Source organism: Agrobacterium sp. DE0009 (genome assembly GCF_007680755.1).
GTDB lineage: Bacteria > Pseudomonadota > Alphaproteobacteria > Rhizobiales > Rhizobiaceae > Agrobacterium > Agrobacterium tumefaciens_B.
This window is the reverse complement of sequence record NZ_VEIU01000015.1, coordinates 1-19,481: the sequence shown is the minus strand read 5'-3', so window position 1 is coordinate 19,481 and position 19,481 is coordinate 1. Positions and strand designations below refer to the sequence as shown.

Annotated in this window: 15 protein-coding genes, 1 tRNA gene and 2 pseudogenes; 15 read left to right on the top strand and 3 right to left on the bottom strand. The window is 58.4% G+C overall.

What is annotated here, in order from left to right; all coding sequences use genetic code 11:
- The 11 genes and pseudogenes from FS804_RS24390 to rpoC all read left to right on the top strand — a co-directional run.
- Nucleotides 1-84, top strand: a pseudogene (locus tag FS804_RS24390) (elongation factor Tu); the annotation flags it as partial.
- Nucleotides 85-423: 339 nt separating this feature from the next.
- Nucleotides 424-1,230, top strand: coding sequence for a glycosyltransferase family 2 protein (locus tag FS804_RS24385; RefSeq protein ID WP_144579312.1), 807 nt, complete (start codon nucleotides 424-426; stop codon nucleotides 1,228-1,230).
- A 148-nt stretch (nucleotides 1,231-1,378) separates the two neighbouring features.
- Nucleotides 1,379-1,454: transfer RNA gene (locus tag FS804_RS24380), tRNA-Trp, on the top strand.
- Between the two features lie 183 nt (nucleotides 1,455-1,637).
- Nucleotides 1,638-1,838, top strand: coding sequence for a preprotein translocase subunit SecE (gene secE / locus FS804_RS24375; protein WP_003523719.1), 201 nt, complete (start codon nucleotides 1,638-1,640; stop codon nucleotides 1,836-1,838).
- Between the two features lie 44 nt (nucleotides 1,839-1,882).
- Nucleotides 1,883-2,413, top strand: a complete 531-nt coding sequence (gene nusG / locus FS804_RS24370; RefSeq protein ID WP_003523721.1) for a transcription termination/antitermination protein NusG — start codon at nucleotides 1,883-1,885, stop codon at nucleotides 2,411-2,413.
- A gap of 144 nt (nucleotides 2,414-2,557) precedes the next feature.
- Nucleotides 2,558-2,989, top strand: a complete 432-nt coding sequence (rplK, locus tag FS804_RS24365) for a 50S ribosomal protein L11 (RefSeq protein WP_027677153.1) — start codon at nucleotides 2,558-2,560, stop codon at nucleotides 2,987-2,989.
- A 2-nt stretch (nucleotides 2,990-2,991) separates the two neighbouring features.
- Nucleotides 2,992-3,687 carry a 50S ribosomal protein L1 gene (gene rplA / locus FS804_RS24360; protein WP_063948574.1) on the top strand — a complete coding sequence of 232 codons (696 nt, stop codon included), beginning with the start codon at nucleotides 2,992-2,994 and terminating at the stop codon, nucleotides 3,685-3,687.
- Nucleotides 3,688-4,043: 356 nt separating this feature from the next.
- Nucleotides 4,044-4,562: a 50S ribosomal protein L10 gene (gene rplJ, locus FS804_RS24355; protein ID WP_063948576.1), complete on the top strand. Its 519-nt coding sequence runs from the start codon at nucleotides 4,044-4,046 to the stop codon at nucleotides 4,560-4,562.
- A 59-nt stretch (nucleotides 4,563-4,621) separates the two neighbouring features.
- Nucleotides 4,622-4,999, top strand: a complete 378-nt coding sequence (gene rplL, locus FS804_RS24350) for a 50S ribosomal protein L7/L12 (protein WP_004442635.1) — start codon at nucleotides 4,622-4,624, stop codon at nucleotides 4,997-4,999.
- A gap of 262 nt (nucleotides 5,000-5,261) precedes the next feature.
- Entirely contained in the window at nucleotides 5,262-9,398 is a 4,137-nt protein-coding gene (gene rpoB, locus FS804_RS24345; protein ID WP_144579311.1) for a DNA-directed RNA polymerase subunit beta, read from the top strand.
- Nucleotides 9,399-9,578: 180 nt separating this feature from the next.
- Nucleotides 9,579-13,787, top strand: a complete 4,209-nt coding sequence (gene rpoC / locus FS804_RS24340; RefSeq protein ID WP_004442633.1) for a DNA-directed RNA polymerase subunit beta' — start codon at nucleotides 9,579-9,581, stop codon at nucleotides 13,785-13,787.
- A gap of 138 nt (nucleotides 13,788-13,925) precedes the next feature.
- On the opposite strand, the gene FS804_RS24335 is transcribed toward rpoC, so the two are convergent.
- From FS804_RS24335 to FS804_RS24325, 3 genes are all read right to left on the bottom strand, one after another.
- Complete coding sequence (locus FS804_RS24335) at nucleotides 13,926-15,011, bottom strand: helix-turn-helix transcriptional regulator (RefSeq protein ID WP_144579310.1); 1,086 nt, start codon at nucleotides 15,009-15,011, stop codon at nucleotides 13,926-13,928.
- Between the two features lie 96 nt (nucleotides 15,012-15,107).
- Entirely contained in the window at nucleotides 15,108-15,458 is a 351-nt protein-coding gene (locus FS804_RS24330; protein WP_144579309.1) for a VOC family protein, read from the bottom strand.
- Between the two features lie 9 nt (nucleotides 15,459-15,467).
- Nucleotides 15,468-15,761: a transcriptional regulator gene (locus FS804_RS24325; RefSeq protein ID WP_144579308.1), complete on the bottom strand. Its 294-nt coding sequence runs from the start codon at nucleotides 15,759-15,761 to the stop codon at nucleotides 15,468-15,470.
- 526 nt (nucleotides 15,762-16,287) lie between these two features.
- Between FS804_RS24325 and rpsL the strand changes: the two genes are divergently transcribed.
- The 4 genes and pseudogenes from rpsL to FS804_RS25095 all read left to right on the top strand — a co-directional run.
- On the top strand, nucleotides 16,288-16,659 hold the full coding sequence (rpsL, locus tag FS804_RS24320; protein WP_003507760.1) for a 30S ribosomal protein S12: 372 nt from the start codon (nucleotides 16,288-16,290) through the stop codon (nucleotides 16,657-16,659).
- Between the two features lie 75 nt (nucleotides 16,660-16,734).
- Nucleotides 16,735-17,205 (top strand): 30S ribosomal protein S7, encoded by a 471-nt coding sequence (gene rpsG / locus FS804_RS24315; protein WP_063948586.1) that lies wholly within the window; start codon nucleotides 16,735-16,737, stop codon nucleotides 17,203-17,205.
- Between the two features lie 34 nt (nucleotides 17,206-17,239).
- Nucleotides 17,240-19,339, top strand: coding sequence for an elongation factor G (gene fusA, locus FS804_RS24310; RefSeq protein ID WP_144579307.1), 2,100 nt, complete (start codon nucleotides 17,240-17,242; stop codon nucleotides 19,337-19,339).
- Between the two features lie 65 nt (nucleotides 19,340-19,404).
- Nucleotides 19,405-19,481, top strand: a pseudogene (locus tag FS804_RS25095) (elongation factor Tu); the annotation flags it as partial.

The window sequence follows — 19,481 nt, the reverse complement described above, 5'->3', positions numbered from 1 at the left end:
GCGATGGAAGAAAAGCTGCGCTTCGCTATCCGCGAAGGCGGCCGTACCGTCGGCGCAGGCATCGTCGCTTCGATCGTTGAATAACGATCGCTAACGATGCCGTAAGCCTGCCGACGGCAGTCAAGATGTGCAAATGGCGCGCAAGCGCGATTTGCACGCGGCGCAGGCATCGTTGCTTCGATCGTCGAGTAATCTTTCAGCCGGGCGACCGGATGTGGAATAAAACAAAAAACGGCGGCGCCATGGGTGCCGCCGTTTTTGTTTGTATGCTCTCCTGGCTGGGCTTTTATACTTGATAATGACACCAAAAATTTTTAGGTTCCGCCGAAATCGGCCGGGTTCAACTGGCTTTGGGTCGCCACAGGACTGGCGTCTCGATTGCGTGTAAGTGCGGCGTGCGTCGCTTGGGAGGGGCGTATTCCAATGTCTGATTTAACCGCGGTTCTGACGAGTCACCGTCGTCCGGACCTTTTGGTCGCAACGCTGGACGCTTTTTTTGCGACGAATGATTATCCCCTGCATGAGTTCATCGTCATCGAGGATTCGGACGATGCCACGGTGCTGGATATTCCCGCCCGTTACCCTGGCCAGCCGCTCAGGGTTATCCTGAACGGCGTCAATCTTGGCCAGCACCGCTCCATCGATAAGGCCTATTCGCAGGTTCAGACACCTTACATCCTTCACCTTGAAGATGACTGGACTTTTCCGGTCGAGGGAATTGTTGCGCGGGGCCTTGAGGTATTGAAGCGTGAGCCCGAGGTCGGGCTTGTCCAGTTGCGGACTGATGAGGACATGCCTGCTGCCATCAAGAAGATATCGGCGGGGCCGGGCGATCGCGGATACTGGAAGATTCCGCGGGCCGCTCACCGGGTTTGGCACAGCTTTACCTTCAATCCGACGCTGAAGCGGCTGGCCGATTATCGGAAGCTTCCGCATGGCTATGCCGGTTTCGCCAGCGAAGCCGAGATCAGCCTCTATTACAAGGATCAAGGGGTAATCATGGCGTGGCTTTCCGATACGAAGGTCACCCACCTCGGTTATGGCAGAAGCAATTACGGCTCCAAGACACCGCGCGGCATTGCCGGGTGGATGCTGCAGGCGCAACGATTCTTTTCCCTCGCGACGCTGAAGAAGTGGAAGCGCTCGGTCGCGCGCCGGGTCGCCCACGCCAAACGCAAGCGCGATGCCGGGGCCGCTTATCCAGTCGATCGTTCCCAGGTCGAACCCTGAGCCGGCATGGCGTTGCCTGAAGAGGGCAAAGCGTGGCGGGGATAAACTTCGGACAAGTGACAAAAAGCTCTTGCCATTCTTTTCCCTGCACCTTAAAGGAGCGCATACCGAATTGGCCAAGCGATTTCGCGGTCGATTCAGGTGACGAAGGGGTATAGCTCAGTTGGTAGAGCGGCGGTCTCCAAAACCGCAGGTCGGGGGTTCGAGCCCCTCTGCCCCTGCCACTTTCCATTCGCAAGCGCGGTTTTCGCTGCATGGCAGATGGGGCCGGTTTACCGGCGAATTTCGCCGAATGTCGATTTCCTCTTGTTAAAAGCGGAATCGGTGTTTATGTAGGGTCAAAACAGACACGCGGTGCGTGGGGCTGATTAGTTCGGCTTTACGCGCCGTAATTGCGTGGGCAGTCAATGGCATCCAAAACCAACCCGTTTACGTTTCTGCAGCAGGTTCGCGCCGAAGCGTCAAAGATCACTTGGCCGTCGCGCCGCGAGACCATGATTTCGACGGCAATGGTGCTGGTGATGGTCATTTTTGCGGCTCTGTTCTTCTTTGCTGCGGACCAGCTCATCGGCTGGCTGCTCAGCCTGGTGTTGAACGTCGGCCGGTAACGGCACGCTCAAAGGCCCGGTAGAAGGATCGAACGGAGAAAAAAATGGCAGCGCGCTGGTACATCGTTCACGCTTATTCGAATTTTGAAAAGAAGGTCGCTGAGTCGATCGAAGAAAAAGCCCGTCAGAAGGGTCTGGATCATCTTTTTGAAAAAATCCTCGTGCCGACCGAAAAGGTTGTCGAGGTGCGTCGCGGTCGCAAGGTCGATAGCGAGCGCAAGTTCTTTCCAGGTTACGTGCTGGTGCGCGCCAATCTGACGGATGAGGCCTACCACCTCATCAAGAACACGCCGAAGGTTACCGGTTTCCTCGGTTCGGACAGCAAGCCTGTTCCGATCCCGGATTATGAAGCCGAGCGTATTCTCGGTCAGGTTCAGGAAGGTGTCGAGCGTCCGAAGTCGTCGGTTTCGTTCGAGATCGGCGAACAGGTTCGCGTTTCCGACGGTCCGTTCGCGTCGTTCAACGGCGTGGTTCAGGATGTCGACGAAGAGCGTTCGCGCCTGAAGGTGGAAGTTTCGATTTTCGGCCGCGCTACGCCGGTCGAGCTGGAATACAATCAGGTCGAGAAGGTCTGATTGGCGGGGCGAAGCCCCAAGCGCGTGGAAGGCAAACTGGCTCTTTAAGCCGGGGCAGGGCGCCGCACCACGCAACCGCAGCCGCCGGAGCAATCCGGCTTAAGAGAAGCCGGGCAACCGGTTTGAATTGAAAGGCAGAGAGATATGGCTAAGAAAGTTGCAGGCCAGCTCAAGTTGCAGGTAAAGGCTGGGTCGGCCAATCCGTCCCCGCCGATCGGTCCGGCACTTGGTCAGCGTGGCATTAACATCATGGAATTCTGCAAGGCGTTCAATGCCGCCACGCAGGAAATGGAAAAGGGTATGCCGATCCCGGTCGTCATCACCTACTACCAGGACAAGTCCTTCACCTTCGTCATGAAGCAGCCGCCGATGACCTACTGGCTGAAGAAGGAAGCGAAGATCACCTCCGGTTCCAAGACGCCTGGCAAGGGCGCCAAGGTCGGCTCCATCACCAAGGCTCAGGTCAAGACGATCGCTGAAGCCAAGATGAAGGATCTGAACGCAGCCGACATCGAAGGCGCAATGGCAATGGTTGAGGGCTCCGCCCGCGCCATGGGCCTGGAAGTGGTAGGTTGATCATGGCCAAGGTAGCAAAGCGCATTCAGAAGATCCGCGAAGGTGTGGATCCCAACAAGCTCTACGTTCTCACCGACGCCATCTCGATGGTCAAGGAACGTGCTGTCGCCAAGTTCGACGAAACCGTTGAAGTTTCGATGAACCTCGGCGTTGACCCGCGCCATGCGGACCAGATGGTTCGTGGCGTTGTCAACCTGCCGAACGGCACCGGCCGTGACGTTCGCGTCGCCGTTTTCGCCCGTGGCGCCAAGGCTGACGAAGCCAAGGCTGCCGGCGCTGACGTTGTTGGTGCGGAAGAACTGGTTGAAATCGTCCAGGGCGGCAAGATCGACTTCGATCGTTGCATCGCGACCCCGGACATGATGCCGCTCGTCGGCCGTCTCGGCAAGGTACTCGGCCCGCGCGGCATGATGCCGAACCCGAAGGTCGGAACCGTGACCATGGACGTTGCCGGTGCTGTCAAGGCATCCAAGGGCGGCGCTGTCGAATTCCGCGTCGAAAAGGCCGGTATCGTACACGCTGGCGTTGGCAAGGCTTCGTTTGACGCCAAGGCTCTTGAAGAAAACATCAAGGCTTTTGCCGATGCTGTCATCAAGGCAAAGCCGACGGGTGCCAAGGGCAACTACGTCAAGCGCGTCGCGATTTCCTCGACCATGGGTCCAGGCGTCAAGATCGACCCTTCGTCGGTTACGGCTTAATCAATTCTCGCGCTTCCTGACGGAGGTGTGAATAAAAGAATTTCCGGCTCCCAGGGAGCCGGAGATTTCCGGGGAAACCCGGAACTCCTGTCCGAGATTGCGGGTGGCCTTGTCTTTCGGGATTTGGCCTTAATCATTCAACCCGCATGAGACGGGTGAGGCTGGATTTGAGGCATCTGTCGATGCCTGACTGTCCGGTTCGAACCTGGTGTGCCTGTGCCTGAAGCCGTTTGCGGCGACAGAGCGGGGGACAGGATCCTCGAGCGTCGCTCGGGATCTTTGTAAAAAGGTCCCTTGGGGCAAAGGCAAACCCGACGGGTTCACAATCATGTGGTCCCGTCTACTGGAGACAGACAGTGGAAAGAGCGGAAAAACGCGAATTCGTCACGGAGCTGAACGAAGTCTTCAAGGCTTCCGGTTCGGTTGTCGTGGCCCACTATGCTGGTGTCACCGTTGCGCAGATGAACGACTTCCGTTCGAAGATGCGCGCTGCCGGAGGCACCGTCAAGGTCGCGAAGAACCGCCTGGCCAAGATCGCTCTTCAGGGTACGGAGTCGGAAGGGATGACAGATCTCTTCAAGGGCCAGACGCTGATTGCATACAGCACTGACCCGATGATCGCTCCGAAAGTCGTCATGGATTTCGCCAAGACCAACGACAAGGTCGTTGTTTTGGGCGGCGCCATGGGCGCAACCACGCTCAACGCCGAAGCAGTCAAGTCGCTTGCGACCCTGCCTTCGCTCGACGAGCTGCGTGCAAAGCTGCTGGGCCTTCTCAACGCCCCGGCAACGCGCGTCGCTACGGTTGTCGCTGCACCTGCAAGCCAGCTGGCACGGGTGTTCTCGGCTTACGCCAAGAAGGACGAAGCCGCTTAAGGCGGTTTTTCGCTGTAAATATTCAAACTGGTTCGAACTGAACAAAAGGAACTATCAAAATGGCTGATCTCGCAAAGATCGTAGAAGACCTCTCCTCGCTGACCGTTCTGGAAGCTGCAGAACTGTCCAAGCTTCTCGAAGAAAAGTGGGGCGTTTCCGCTGCTGCTCCGGTAGCCGTTGCTGCTGCTGGCGGCGCTGCTGCTGCTGCTGCTCCGGAAGAAGAAAAGACCGAGTTCGACGTTATCCTGGTTGACGCTGGCGCCAACAAGATCAACGTCATCAAGGAAGTTCGCGGCATCACCGGCCTCGGCCTCAAGGAAGCCAAGGACCTCGTTGAAGGCGCTCCGAAGCCGGTCAAGGAAGCCGTTTCCAAGGCTGAAGCTGCTGATCTCAAGAAGAAGCTTGAAGACGCAGGCGCCAAGGTTGACGTTAAGTAATCTTGCGATTGCTGGCGGGAAGGGGTTTAATGCCCCTTTCCGTCGTCATCGTTTCTGAAACTTATTACCCAAAAGCCGCTTGAAAACGGCTTTTGGGTAATGGGTTCTTCAAGAGAATGGTTCCGAACCGGCTCATCTAGGCAATCCGGCCTGATCGATCCGGGATGTGGAACGAGATTGATGTTACCCATTGCTTGACGGGATCGACTGGCCATCGGTTCCCGTCCGTTGCAGGCCCGGATGCAATTTTAAAGGAGCGACGATGGCTCAGACCCTTTCGTTTAACGGTCGCAGGCGCGTACGCAAGTTTTTCGGCAAAATTCCAGAAGTAGCGGAAATGCCGAACCTCATCGAGGTTCAGAAGGCTTCGTATGACCAGTTTCTCATGGTTGACGAGCCCAAGGGTGGCCGTCCCGACGAGGGATTGAATGCCGTATTCAAATCCGTATTCCCGATCACCGATTTCTCGGGCGCGTCCATGCTTGAATTCGTATCCTACGAATTCGAAGCGCCGAAGTTCGACGTCGAGGAGTGCCGTCAGCGCGATCTGACCTATGCAGCGCCGCTGAAAGTGACGCTGCGCCTCATCGTGTTCGATATCGATGAAGATACGGGTGCGAAGTCCATCAAGGACATCAAGGAACAGTCCGTTTACATGGGCGACATGCCGCTCATGACCAATAACGGCACGTTCATCGTCAACGGCACCGAGCGCGTCATCGTTTCGCAGATGCACCGCTCGCCGGGCGTGTTCTTCGACCACGACAAGGGCAAGAGCCACTCTTCCGGCAAGCTGCTCTTCGCTGCGCGCGTGATCCCTTATCGCGGTTCCTGGCTCGATATCGAATTCGACGCCAAGGACATCGTCTATGCGCGTATCGACCGCCGCCGCAAGCTGCCCGTAACCTCGCTCCTGATGGCGCTTGGCATGGACGGCGAAGACATTCTGTCGACCTTCTACACCAAGGCTTCCTATGAGCGCGACGGCGACGGCTGGCGCATTCCGTTCCAGCCCGAAGCGCTGAAGAACGCCAAGGTCGTCACCGACATGATCGACGCCGATACCGGCGAAGTCGTTGTCGAGGCCGGCAAGAAGCTGACGCCGCGCGTGATCCGCCAGCTCTCCGAAAAGGGCCTCAAGGCGCTGAAGGCGACCGACGAAGACCTGTACGGCAACTATCTCGCCGAAGACATCGTCAACTACGAGACGGGTGAAATCTACCTCGAAGCTGGTGACGAAATCGACGAGAAGACGCTCGGACTGATCCTGCAGTCCGGTTTTGACGAGATCCCGGTTCTCAACATCGACCACGTCAATGTTGGCGCCTATATCCGCAACACGCTGTCTGCGGACAAGAACGAGAACCGTCAGGAAGCGCTGTTCGACATCTACCGCGTCATGCGTCCGGGTGAGCCGCCGACCATGGATTCGGCGGAAGCGATGTTCAACTCGCTGTTCTTCGATGCAGAGCGTTACGATCTGTCGGCCGTTGGCCGCGTGAAGATGAACATGCGTCTCGACCTCGACGCGGAAGACACCGTGCGCACCCTGCGCAAGGAAGACATCCTCGCGGTCGTCAAGATGCTGGTCGAGCTGCGCGACGGCAAGGGCGAAATCGACGACATCGACAACCTCGGCAACCGCCGTGTCCGTTCGGTCGGCGAGCTGATGGAAAACCAGTATCGTCTGGGCCTTCTGCGCATGGAACGTGCGATCAAGGAACGTATGTCCTCGATCGAAATCGACACCGTGATGCCGCAGGACCTGATCAACGCGAAGCCGGCAGCTGCTGCCGTTCGCGAGTTCTTCGGTTCCTCGCAGCTGTCGCAGTTCATGGACCAGGTGAACCCGCTTTCGGAAATCACCCACAAGCGCCGTCTTTCGGCTCTTGGACCGGGTGGTCTGACCCGTGAGCGCGCCGGCTTCGAAGTCCGCGACGTTCACCCGACCCATTACGGCCGTATTTGCCCGATCGAGACGCCGGAAGGCCCGAACATCGGTCTGATCAACTCGCTTGCAACCTTTGCCCGCGTCAATAAGTACGGCTTCATCGAGAGCCCGTACCGCAAGATCACCGAGGGCAAGGTCACCAACGACGTTATCTACCTCTCCGCGATGGAAGAGGCGAAGTATTACGTCGCGCAGGCCAACGCGCCGCTTAATGAAGACGGTTCTTTCTCGGAAGAGTTCGTCGTCTGCCGTCACTCGGGCGAAGTCATGCTCGCACCGCGGGACAACATCAACCTGATGGACGTTTCACCGAAGCAGCTCGTTTCGGTCGCAGCGGCTCTCATTCCGTTCCTGGAAAACGACGACGCCAACCGCGCTCTCATGGGCTCGAACATGCAGCGTCAGGCCGTTCCGCTTCTGCGCGCCGAGGCGCCTTTCGTGGGCACCGGCATGGAACCGATCGTTGCGCGTGACTCCGGCGCTGCCATCGCGGCTCGCCGCGGCGGTGTCGTCGATCAGGTCGACGCGACGCGTATCGTTATCCGCGCTACGGAAGATCTCGATGCAGGCAAGTCCGGCGTTGACATCTACCGTCTGCAGAAGTTCCAGCGTTCGAACCAGAACACCTGCGTCAACCAGCGTCCGCTGGTCGCCGTCGGCGACATCATCTCCAAGGGTGATATCATCGCGGATGGCCCGTCGACCGACCTCGGTGACCTGGCTCTCGGCCGCAACGCGCTCGTCGCGTTCATGCCCTGGAACGGCTACAACTACGAAGACTCGATCCTGATGTCGGAACGTATCGTTTCCGACGACGTGTTCACCTCCATCCACATCGAAGAATTCGAAGTGATGGCCCGTGACACGAAGCTTGGTCCGGAAGAAATCACGCGCGACATTCCGAATGTTTCGGAAGAAGCGCTGAAGAACCTCGACGAAGCCGGTATCGTTTACATCGGTGCGGAAGTTCAGCCGGGCGACATCCTCGTCGGCAAGATCACGCCGAAGGGCGAAAGCCCGATGACGCCGGAAGAAAAGCTTCTGCGCGCCATCTTCGGTGAAAAGGCTTCCGACGTTCGCGACACTTCCATGCGCATGCCTCCGGGCACGTTCGGTACGGTCGTCGAAGTCCGCGTCTTCAACCGTCACGGTGTGGAGAAGGACGAGCGCGCGATGGCTATCGAGCGCGAAGAGATCGAGCGTCTGGCAAAGGACCGCGACGACGAGCAGGCGATCCTCGACCGTAACGTTTACGGCCGTCTGATCGACATGCTGCGTGGCCAGGTTTCGATTGCCGGTCCGAAGGGCTTCAAGAAGGGCGTCGAGCTCTCCAACGCCGTCGTCTCCGAATATCCCCGCTCGCAGTGGTGGATGTTCGCCGTCGAGGACGAGAAGGCTCAGGCCGAGATCGAAGCACTCCGCGGCCAGTACGACGAGTCCAAGTCGCGCCTTGAACAGCGCTTCATGGACAAGGTTGAAAAGGTCCAGCGCGGCGATGAAATGCCTCCGGGCGTGATGAAGATGGTCAAGGTCTTCGTTGCGGTCAAGCGCAAGATCCAGCCGGGCGACAAGATGGCCGGCCGTCACGGTAACAAGGGCGTCGTTTCGCGTATCGTTCCGGTCGAAGACATGCCGTTCCTCGAAGACGGCACGCATGTCGACATCTGCTTGAACCCGCTCGGCGTGCCTTCGCGCATGAACGTCGGCCAGATCCTCGAAACCCACCTCGCATGGGCATGCGCAGGCATGGGCAAGAAGATCGGCGAGATGCTCGAAGAGTATCGCAAGACGATGGACATCAGCGAGCTTCGCAGCGAGCTGACGGAAATCTACGCGTCTGAAGCCAATGACGAGGTTCAGCGTTTCGACGACGACTCGCTCGTCAAGCTTGCCGAAGAAGCCAAGCGCGGTGTTTCCATCGCGACTCCGGTCTTCGACGGTGCGCATGAGCCTGACGTTGCCGCGATGCTGAAGAAGGCAGGTCTGCATGAATCCGGTCAGTCCGTTCTTTACGACGGCCGTACCGGTGAGCCGTTCGACCGCAAGGTCACCGTCGGCTACATGTACATGATCAAGCTGAACCACCTTGTCGACGACAAGATCCACGCTCGCTCGATCGGTCCTTACTCGCTCGTTACCCAGCAGCCGCTGGGCGGCAAGGCGCAGTTCGGCGGACAGCGCTTCGGGGAAATGGAAGTCTGGGCTCTGGAAGCATACGGCGCGGCTTACACGCTGCAGGAAATGCTCACCGTCAAGTCGGACGACGTGGCTGGCCGTACCAAGGTTTACGAAGCGATCGTCCGTGGCGACGACACCTTCGAAGCCGGTATCCCCGAGAGCTTCAACGTTCTCGTCAAGGAAATGCGGTCGCTCGGCCTGTCCGTCGAGCTGGAAAACTCGAAGATCGAGAACCAGCCCGAAGACCAGCTGCCTGACGCGGCGGAATAAACACGACAGAGGCGGGCGCCTGAGAGGGCGCCTGCCGGTTTCCCGAGCGGTCTTTGCGGTTCGGGATACTTTCGCCGCATTATGCGGTTAATCCGTATTTAAAGCTCTGGACGGCGACCCGGGAAGAAGCCGGTCCAGATGCAAACAGGGGCAGCAGCTAGCCTCTCAAGGAGACAAGGCATGAACCAAGAGGTCATGAATCTTTTCAATCCTCAGGTGCCTGCGCAGCATTTCGATTCCATCCGGATTTCGATCGCTTCGCCGGAAAAAATCCTGTCGTGGTCCTACGGCGAGATCAAGAAGCCGGAAACCATCAACTACCGTACGTTCAAGCCTGAGCGTGACGGTCTTTTCTGCGCGCGTATCTTCGGGCCGATCAAGGACTACGAGTGCCTGTGCGGCAAGTACAAGCGCATGAAGTACAAGGGCATCATCTGCGAAAAGTGCGGCGTCGAAGTCACGCTGTCGCGCGTTCGCCGTGAGCGCATGGGCCACATCGAGCTCGCAGCGCCGGTTGCCCACATCTGGTTCCTGAAGTCGCTTCCTTCGCGTATCTCGACCCTGCTCGACATGACGCTGAAGGATGTCGAACGCGTTCTCTATTTCGAGAACTACATCGTCACCGAGCCTGGCCTCACTTCGCTGAAGCAGAACCAGCTTCTGTCGGAAGAAGAGTACATGATCGCCGTCGACGAGTTCGGCGAAGACCAGTTCACCGCCATGATCGGCGCTGAAGCCATCTATGAGATGCTGGCTTCGATGAACCTCGAAAAGATCGCCGGCGACCTGCGTGCCGAACTTGCTGAGACCACGTCTGATCTCAAGCAGAAGAAGCTGATGAAGCGCCTGAAGATCGTCGAGAACTTCATGGAATCCGGCAACCGTCCGGAATGGATGATCATGAAGGTCGTTCCCGTGATCCCGCCGGACCTGCGTCCGCTGGTTCCGCTGGATGGCGGCCGTTTTGCGACGTCCGACCTCAACGATCTCTATCGCCGCGTCATCAACCGTAACAACCGTCTGAAGCGCCTGATCGAGCTTCGTGCGCCTGGCATCATCATCCGCAACGAAAAGCGTATGTTGCAGGAATCCGTCGATGCGCTGTTCGACAACGGCCGTCGCGGCCGTGTCATCACGGGTGCCAACAAGCGCCCGCTGAAGTCGCTCTCCGACATGCTCAAGGGCAAGCAGGGCCGCTTCCGCCAGAACCTTCTCGGCAAGCGCGTCGACTATTCCGGCCGTTCGGTTATCGTTACTGGTCCGGAACTGAAGCTGCACCAGTGCGGCCTGCCGAAGAAGATGGCGCTCGAACTGTTCAAGCCGTTCATCTACGCCCGCCTCGACGCCAAGGGTTACTCCTCGACCGTCAAGCAGGCCAAGAAGCTGGTTGAAAAGGAAAAGCCAGAGGTCTGGGATATCCTCGATGAGGTCATCCGCGAACATCCGGTTCTGCTGAACCGCGCACCGACGCTGCACCGTCTGGGTATCCAGGCCTTCGAACCCATGCTGGTCGAAGGCAAGGCCATCCAGCTGCACCCGCTCGTCTGCACGGCCTTCAACGCCGACTTCGACGGCGACCAGATGGCTGTTCACGTACCGCTTTCGCTGGAAGCCCAGCTGGAAGCGCGCGTGTTGATGATGTCGACCAACAACATCCTGCATCCGGCAAACGGCCACCCGATCATCGTTCCTTCGCAGGACATGGTTCTCGGCCTGTATTACCTGTCGATCATGAACCAGAACGAACCGGGCGAAGGCATGGCCTTCTCCGACATCGGTGAACTGCATCACGCGCTTGAAAACAAGGTCGTGACGCTGCATGCCAAGATCCGTGGTCGCTTCAAGACCGTGGATGCCGATGGCAAGCCGGTTTCGAAGATCCATGAGACGACCCCCGGCCGTATGCTGATTGGCGAACTTCTGCCGAAGAACGTCAACGTGCCTTTCGACGTCTGCAACCAGGAAATGACCAAGAAGAACATCTCCAAGATGATCGACACGGTCTACCGTCATTGCGGCCAGAAAGACACTGTCATCTTCTGTGACCGCATCATGCAGCTCGGCTTTGCCCATGCCTGCCGCGCCGGCATTTCGTTCGGCAAGGACGACATGGTCATTCCTGACAGCAAGGTGAAGATCGTTGGCGACACCGAAGCTCTCGTGAAGGAATACGAACAGCAGTATAATGACGGTCTCATCACCCAGGGCGAAAAGTACAACAAGGTTGTCGACGCCTGGGGCAAGGCTACCGAAAAGGTCGCCGAGGAGATGATGGCACGCATCAAGGCTGTCGAGTTCGATCCGGAAACGGGCCGCCAGAAGCCGATGAACTCCATCTACATGATGTCTCACTCGGGTGCTCGTGGTTCTCCGAACCAGATGCGTCAGCTGGGCGGCATGCGCGGCCTGATGGCGAAGCCGTCGGGTGAAATCATCGAGACGCCGATCATCTCGAACTTCAAGGAAGGTCTGACCGTTAACGAGTACTTCAACTCGACCCACGGTGCCCGTAAGGGTCTCGCAGACACCGCCCTGAAGACCGCGAACTCGGGTTACCTGACGCGTCGTCTCGTCGACGTCGCTCAGGACTGCATCGTCAACTCCAGGGATTGCGGCACCGATAAGGGCCTCACCATGACGGCCATCGTCGATGCCGGTCAGGTGGTTGCTTCGCTCGGCGCGCGTATCCTCGGTCGTACGGCTCTCGACGACATCGACAACCCGGTCACCGGCGAGAACATCGTCAAGGCCGGTACGCTGATCGACGAAGCCGATGTGGCTGCCATCGAGAAGGCTGGCATTCAGTCCGTTCGCATCCGTTCGGCGCTCACCTGCGAAGTGCAGGTCGGTGTCTGCGGCGTCTGCTACGGTCGTGACCTTGCACGCGGTACGCCTGTTAACATGGGCGAAGCCGTTGGCGTTATCGCCGCTCAGTCGATCGGTGAACCGGGCACGCAGCTTACCATGCGTACGTTCCACCTTGGTGGTACGGCAAACGTGGTCGACCAGTCGTTCCTCGAAGCGTCTTATGAAGGCACGATCCAGATCAAGAACCGCAACATCCTGCGGAACTCCGAAGGCGTTCTCATCGCCATGGGCCGTAACATGTCCGTTACGATCCTGGATGAGCGCGGCGCGGAACGTTCCACACAGCGTGTGGCTTACGGTTCGAAGATCTTCGTTGATGATGGCGACAAGGTGAAGCGTGGCCAGCGTCTTGCAGAGTGGGACCCCTACACCCGTCCGATGATGACGGAAGTGGAAGGTACCGTTCACTTCGAAGACCTCGTCGATGGTCTCTCCGTTCTGGAAGCGACCGACGAATCCACCGGCATCACCAAGCGTCAGGTCATTGACTGGCGTTCGACGCCGCGCGGTTCGGACTTGAAGCCTGCGATCGTCATCAAGGATGCGTCCGGCGCTGTTGCGAAGCTTGCCCGTGGTGGTGAAGCCCGCTTCCAGCTCTCGGTCGACGCCATCCTGTCGGTCGAGCCGGGTGCAAAGGTCTCCCAGGGTGACGTGCTTGCACGTTCGCCGCTGGAAAGCGCCAAGACGAAGGACATCACCGGTGGTCTGCCGCGCGTTGCGGAACTGTTCGAAGCCCGTCGTCCGAAGGATCACGCCATCATCGCTGAGATCGATGGTACGATCCGCCTCGGCCGCGACTACAAGAACAAGCGTCGCGTGATGATCGAGCCGGCGGAAGACGGCGTCGAGCCGGTCGAATACCTGATCCCGAAGGGCAAGCCCTTCCACCTTCAGGAAGGCGACTATATCGAAAAGGGTGAATACATCCTCGACGGTAACCCGGCGCCGCACGACATTCTGGCGATCAAGGGCGTGGAGGCTCTGGCTTCCTACCTCGTGAACGAAATCCAGGAAGTCTATCGTCTGCAAGGCGTTGTGATCAACGACAAGCACATTGAGGTGATCGTTCGCCAGATGCTGCAGAAGGTTGAAATCACCGATGCTGGCGACAGCCAGTACATCGTGGGTGACAACGTTGATCGCATCGAGCTCGATGACAACAACGACCGCCTGATCGAAGAGGGCAAGAAGCCTGCCTATGGCGAGCCGGTTCTGCTCGGCATCACCAAGGCTTCGCTGCAGACGCCGTCCTTCATCTCGGCCGCATCCTTCCAGGAAACCACCAAGGTTCTCACTGAAGCTGCGATTGCCGGCAAGACGGATACGCTGCAGGGCCTCAAGGAAAACGTCATCGTCGGCCGTCTCATCCCGGCCGGTACCGGCGGCACCATGACGCAGATCCGCCGCATCGCCACCTCGCGCGACGACCTCATTCTCGAGGAACGCCGCAAGGGCACCGGTGCAGGTTCTGCGAACCAGATGCTGCAGGACATGACGGATCAGGCTCCGGCCGCCGAATAAGGCGGGCAGTGCAGGGGCTCTCTGAAGCCCCGCCGAGATTGAGAAACGCCCGGAGCAATCCGGGCGTTTTTGCTTTCGTGGATTATCGTGACTGGTAATGGCGGCGTGACCGCGCGCGGCGAGGTCGGTCCTCGCGCGTCAACGCTGCTCCAGAATATTGTAACGGGTCAGCACGGAAAGGCGGCGCATGAGGTCCGTCTTGCCGGTACTACCGGTCTTCGCGTAAATCGACTTCGCATTGCTGCGCACCGTCTCGTGCGAGATACTCAGTTGCCGTGCCACGGAGGGCAGCGAAAGCCCCTTGATGATCTCCAGAGCAATGCGCGCCTCGCCCTTTGTCAGGCCGTAAAGCCCTTTTAGCAGCGCTGTGGCGTCGGCAATGGTGCCGGTCGGTTGCGCTACCAATGCGATGGCATGGCCATTCGAAGGGAAATCACTGACGCTGTTGCGCAGCGGGATGACGTGAAGAACACACGCGCCATCGTCGCCCTCGGGGAGGGGAAGGGAGGCTACATCATGTCCTGCGAGCGCCTTATAAAGAAGCCGGTTCGCCCTGTCGTCGGTGATGGCGATCCTGTCCCTGCTGCCAGGGGAGAGACATTCCCCTATCGAGCGGAAAAGAGCATTGGCAGCAACGATGTGCCCGCTCCGTTGCAAGACGGCCGCTGGCGCACCGATGGCATTGAGGCCAAGAGTGATCGCCTCCGCCTTCTGGCGCTGGAGCCCGGCTGCAATCGTGAGGCTGCGCGCAATGTGGGGGCGCAGATCTGCAAGAACAGCCATGGTTTCGGGCCCGATCACACCGGCATCCAACTCGCGCTCGAATGATATCGTGATCTCTGGATGCCCTGGTGGCGTGATCCGAGTGGCGACGCCGTAACCAAGGGCGCGGGGGATAAGGACGTCCCGGTTAACCGGCAGCGCCGCCCAGGTCTCGCGGTTAAGGACGTCCAAATCCCGCCCGAATGAGGACGGGCCCTCGAAAGCGGCCTTCGCCAGACGGTCCTTCCGGTAATCCCAGCCGTCGGCGACCAATTCCCTGGAGAGCTGCTGAAAGCTGGAGGTACACAGCAAGACCTCCTCTTCACCCTTTCCCCAGGTGATAACACCTCCCCAGAAACCCAGATGGCGGCAAATCATTTCGACGACCGCGATCCAGCGATCGGGGAAAAGCGCGGCCTCATATATGCGCTCAATAATGTCTTTCGCCGAAATATTATTCAACCCGCCACCGGCATTCTATGCGGATTTACTATAGCCTTACTTCTTCTATTTGTTCAATCAATAAAGGATTAATACTATTTAAGTGATGTATATAATCTATAAGTGACTTAATATATTTACCAGCTTTCCGAAAGGGTCGCGCACAAACAGGCGGCGCACGCCCCATCCTTCGGTTACTGGCCCGTATTCGATCGGCAATCCGGCATTGATAAGCCGGGCGTGGACTTCCTCGAAATTATCGACCTCGATGGAAAGGTCCGGCACGGCCGTGCCGGAGCCGCCCTCAGTCGCGAAGCTCACCTGTGCGGTCGCTTCCCCTGAAGCTGCATAGGTCACGATCCAGCCATGGTCCATCACGACGGGCATGTCGAGAATATTGCCATAAAAAGCCTGCGCCCGCGCGGGCTCCGTTGTCGCTATGTTGGCGACGATGCGCCGGACCGTCATGGCGTATGCTCAGGCGAAGCGAATGATGGAGACTTCGCCTTCGAGCGCGCCCTGATAGGCCGATGCGTGCGGCTCTTCATCCGGGATCTCGGTCAGCATGCCGATCTGGTCGAGGTCGGCTTCGATGAAGCCTTCTTCAGAAAGCGCGTTCAGCGTTTCCCGCACGGCCGTGTCGTCGTCGGGGGCGCGCAGGATGACGTGGATGTCGATGCCGTCGGAATTGTCGTGCTCGTAGGCCTTGCCGATCACGATGAAGACCATCGGCTCGTCGCGTCCGTTGTCGTTGTCGGGGAGGGTGTTCATGACGCGGTTCCTTGATCTTTCGTTGCGGTCATGCGGGCCGATGGAATCGCTCCCGCGCAGGGCGACGCCGGTTGGCCCGCCAATAGGGAATCAATAGACGGATTTTATGAAAAGCCAAAGCGGTGAGGACAAAATCGCTGCAATCTGCACCGACATATGATAGATGGAAGCTGAAATGGCGCGGAGGCAGGCCCGGCGGCCCTGGCTGGGGCCGCAAAATGCGGATTCACCCTTGACGAAAGCTGGCTAAAACAGTAGTACGCCCGCCATCGGAGCCTCTGTGGGTGCTGGCCGTTCGGTAAGCTTTTTCCCGAACATCATCTCAAACGGGTCTCCATTGCACGTAGAAGACACGAATGTTGCACGCAAGACGCCTCATCCGGTGTCCTCTGCTCTTGGTGGTCCATCCGTGAAACCGGATCGGGCCACGTTTTGCGCATGAGGATATATGCGTGCATCGTCGCCGGAAACGGCATAGCCGCCACCCGTGAGGGTGGCTAAAGTAGTTTTTGCAAGGGATGGTTATATGCCTACCGTAAACCAGCTGATCCGCAAGCCTCGCCAGGCACAGGTAAAGCGCAACAAGGTTCCTGCCCTGCAGGAAAACCCGCAGAAGCGTGGTGTTTGCACCCGCGTTTACACGACGACCCCGAAGAAGCCGAACTCGGCTCTGCGTAAGGTTGCCAAGATCCGCCTCACCAACGGCTTCGAAGTCATCGGCTACATTCCTGGCGAAGGTCACAACCTTCAGGAACACTCTGTCGTCATGATCCGCGGCGGCCGCGTGAAGGACTTGCCGGGCGTTCGTTACCACATCATCCGCGGTGTTCTCGATACCCAGGGCGTCAAGAACCGCAAGCAGCGCCGTTCGAAGTACGGTGCAAAGCGTCCGAAGTAATTCGGCAACAACAATTCGGCGCTGCGCGAGGTTCTCCGCGTGGTATAGCGTCAATAACATTGAGAGACAAAGAGTATGTCCCGTCGCCATAGTGCAGAAAAGCGTGAGATCAACCCGGACCCGAAGTTCGGCGATCTGGTCGTCACCAAGTTCATGAACGCCATCATGCTTCACGGCAAGAAGTCGGTCGCAGAAAGCATCGTTTACGGCGCGTTTGACGTCGTTCAGGGCAAGACGAAGCAGGAGCCGCTGACCGTGTTCCATTCGGCCCTCGACAACGTCGCGCCGCATGTTGAAGTGCGTTCGCGCCGCGTTGGTGGTGCGACATACCAGGTTCCGGTTGATGTTCGTCCCGAGCGTCGCCAGGCCCTCGCAATCCGCTGGTTGATCACTGCCGCTCGCAAGCGCAACGAAACGACCATGGTCGATCGCCTTTCCGGCGAACTCATGGACGCTGCGAACAACCGCGGCTCCGCTGTCAAGAAGCGTGAAGACACGCATAAGATGGCCGACGCTAACCGCGCATTCTCGCATTACCGCTGGTAATCTTAACCGATCGCATATCGAAAGGCAGTCCATTATGGCTCGCGAATATAAAATCGAAGACTACCGCAATTTCGGTATCATGGCGCATATCGACGCCGGTAAGACGACGACCACCGAGCGTATTCTTTATTACACCGGTAAGTCGCACAAGATCGGCGAAGTTCACGATGGCGCAGCCACGATGGACTGGATGGAGCAGGAGCAGGAGCGTGGTATCACCATCACGTCCGCTGCGACCACGACCTTCTGGAAAGGCCGTGACGGCAAGACCCGCCGTTTCAACATCATCGACACCCCCGGCCACGTTGACTTCACCATCGAAGTCGAGCGTTCGCTGCGCGTTCTCGACGGCGCCATCGCGCTGCTCGACGCCAACGCCGGTGTTGAGCCGCAGACAGAAACCGTCTGGCGCCAGGCTGAGAAGTACAACGTTCCGCGTATGATCTTCTGCAACAAGATGGACAAGACCGGCGCTGACTTCTACCGCTCGGTAGAGATGATCAAGACCCGTCTCGGTGCCATCGCGGTCGTCATGCAGCTGCCGATCGGTGCTGAAACCGAATTCAAGGGCGTGATCGACCTGGTCGAGATGAATGCTCTCGTCTGGCGCGACGAATCGCTCGGCGCCCAGTGGGACGTCGTCGAAATCCCCGAGGACATGAAGGCCAAGGCTGAAGAATATCGCGAAAAGCTGATCGAGACCGTTGTCGAGATCGACGAAGAAGCGATGGAAGCCTACCTTGAAGGCAACTACCCGGACAACGACAAGATTCGCGAACTCGTTCGCCGTGGCACCATCGACGTGAAGTTCCACCCGATGTTCTGCGGTACCGCGTTCAAGAACAAGGGCGTTCAGCCGCTCCTCGACGCCGTTGTCGATTACCTGCCTTCGCCGCTGGACATCCCGGCGATCAAGGGCATCGACGCCAAGACGGAAGCCGAAATCGAGCGTCATGCTGACGACTCCGAGCCGCTTTCCATGCTCGCGTTCAAGATCATGAACGACCCCTTCGTCGGTTCGCTCACCTTCGCACGCATCTACTCGGGCAAGCTCGAAAAGGGCACGTCTGTCATGAACACGGTCAAGGACAAGCGCGAGCGCGTCGGCCGTATGCTGCAGATGCACTCCAACAGCCGTGAAGACATCGAAGAAGCCTATGCAGGCGACATCGTTGCTCTGGCCGGTCTGAAGGAAACCACCACGGGTGATACGCTTTGCGATCCGCTGAAGCCGGTTATCCTTGAGCGCATGGAATTCCCCGAGCCGGTCATCCAGATCGCGATCGAGCCGAAGACCAAGGGCGACCAGGAAAAGATGGGCCTCGCGCTCAACCGTCTGGCTGCAGAAGACCCGTCCTTCCGCGTCAAGACCGACGACGAATCCGGTCAGACCATCATTGCCGGCATGGGCGAACTTCACCTCGACATCATCGTCGACCGTATGCGTCGCGAGTTCAAGGTTGAAGCAACCGTCGGTGCTCCGCAGGTTGCCTACCGCGAAACGATCACGAAGTCGCACGAAGAAGACTACACGCACAAGAAGCAGTCCGGTGGTACCGGCCAGTTCGCGCGCGTCAAGCTTCTGTTCGAACCGAACCCCGAAGGCGAAGACTTCAAGTTCGAGTCGAAGATCGTCGGTGGTGCTGTTCCGAAGGAATACATCCCGGGCGTTCAGAAGGGTATCGAAAGCGTTCTGTCTTCCGGTCCGCTCGCTGGCTTCCCGATGCTCGGCGTCAAGGCGACGCTGCTCGACGGTGCATTCCACGATGTTGACTCGTCGGTTCTCGCCTTCGAAATCGCATCGCGTGCCTGCTTCCGTGAAGCCGCCAAGAAGGCTGGTGCACAGCTTCTCGAGCCGATGATGAAGGTCGAAGTTGTCACGCCGGAAGACTATGTCGGCGACGTTATCGGCGACCTGAACTCGCGTCGTGGTCAGATCCAGGGCCAGGAAAGCCGTGGTATCGCCGTTGTCATCAACGCACATGTTCCGCTCGCGAACATGTTCAAGTACGTCGACAACCTGCGCTCCATGTCGCAGGGTCGCGCGCAGTACTCGATGACGTTCGACCACTATTCGCCGGTTCCGTCGAACGTGGCGCAGGAAATCCAGGCTAAGTACTCCGGTCAGAAGTGATCGGGGTACGCCCTACCGAATTTTGAAGATTATTCCCGTCAAGGGACAAGAATGGAGAGCCACTAATGGCAAAGAGCAAGTTTGAGCGCAATAAGCCGCACGTCAACATTGGCACGATCGGTCACGTTGACCATGGCAAGAC

Bases quoted from the DNA above. Each gene is read 5' to 3' on its own strand.
- rpoB (WP_144579311.1), top strand. From the start codon at position 5,262: ATGGCTCAGACCCTTTCGTTTAACGGTCGCAGGCGCGTACGCAAGTTT.
- rpoC (WP_004442633.1), top strand. From the start codon at position 9,579: ATGAACCAAGAGGTCATGAATCTTTTCAATCCTCAGGTGCCTGCGCAG.
- rplA (WP_063948574.1), top strand. From the start codon at position 2,992: ATGGCCAAGGTAGCAAAGCGCATTCAGAAGATCCGCGAAGGTGTGGAT.
- rpsG (WP_063948586.1), top strand. From the start codon at position 16,735: ATGTCCCGTCGCCATAGTGCAGAAAAGCGTGAGATCAACCCGGACCCG.
- FS804_RS24385 (WP_144579312.1), top strand. From the start codon at position 424: ATGTCTGATTTAACCGCGGTTCTGACGAGTCACCGTCGTCCGGACCTT.
- rplK (WP_027677153.1), top strand. From the start codon at position 2,558: ATGGCTAAGAAAGTTGCAGGCCAGCTCAAGTTGCAGGTAAAGGCTGGG.
- fusA (WP_144579307.1), top strand. From the start codon at position 17,240: ATGGCTCGCGAATATAAAATCGAAGACTACCGCAATTTCGGTATCATG.
- FS804_RS24325 (WP_144579308.1), bottom strand. From the start codon at position 15,761: ATGAACACCCTCCCCGACAACGACAACGGACGCGACGAGCCGATGGTC.
- nusG (WP_003523721.1), top strand. From the start codon at position 1,883: ATGGCAGCGCGCTGGTACATCGTTCACGCTTATTCGAATTTTGAAAAG.
- secE (WP_003523719.1), top strand. From the start codon at position 1,638: ATGGCATCCAAAACCAACCCGTTTACGTTTCTGCAGCAGGTTCGCGCC.
- rpsL (WP_003507760.1), top strand. From the start codon at position 16,288: ATGCCTACCGTAAACCAGCTGATCCGCAAGCCTCGCCAGGCACAGGTA.
- rplL (WP_004442635.1), top strand. From the start codon at position 4,622: ATGGCTGATCTCGCAAAGATCGTAGAAGACCTCTCCTCGCTGACCGTT.
- FS804_RS24330 (WP_144579309.1), bottom strand. From the start codon at position 15,458: ATGACGGTCCGGCGCATCGTCGCCAACATAGCGACAACGGAGCCCGCG.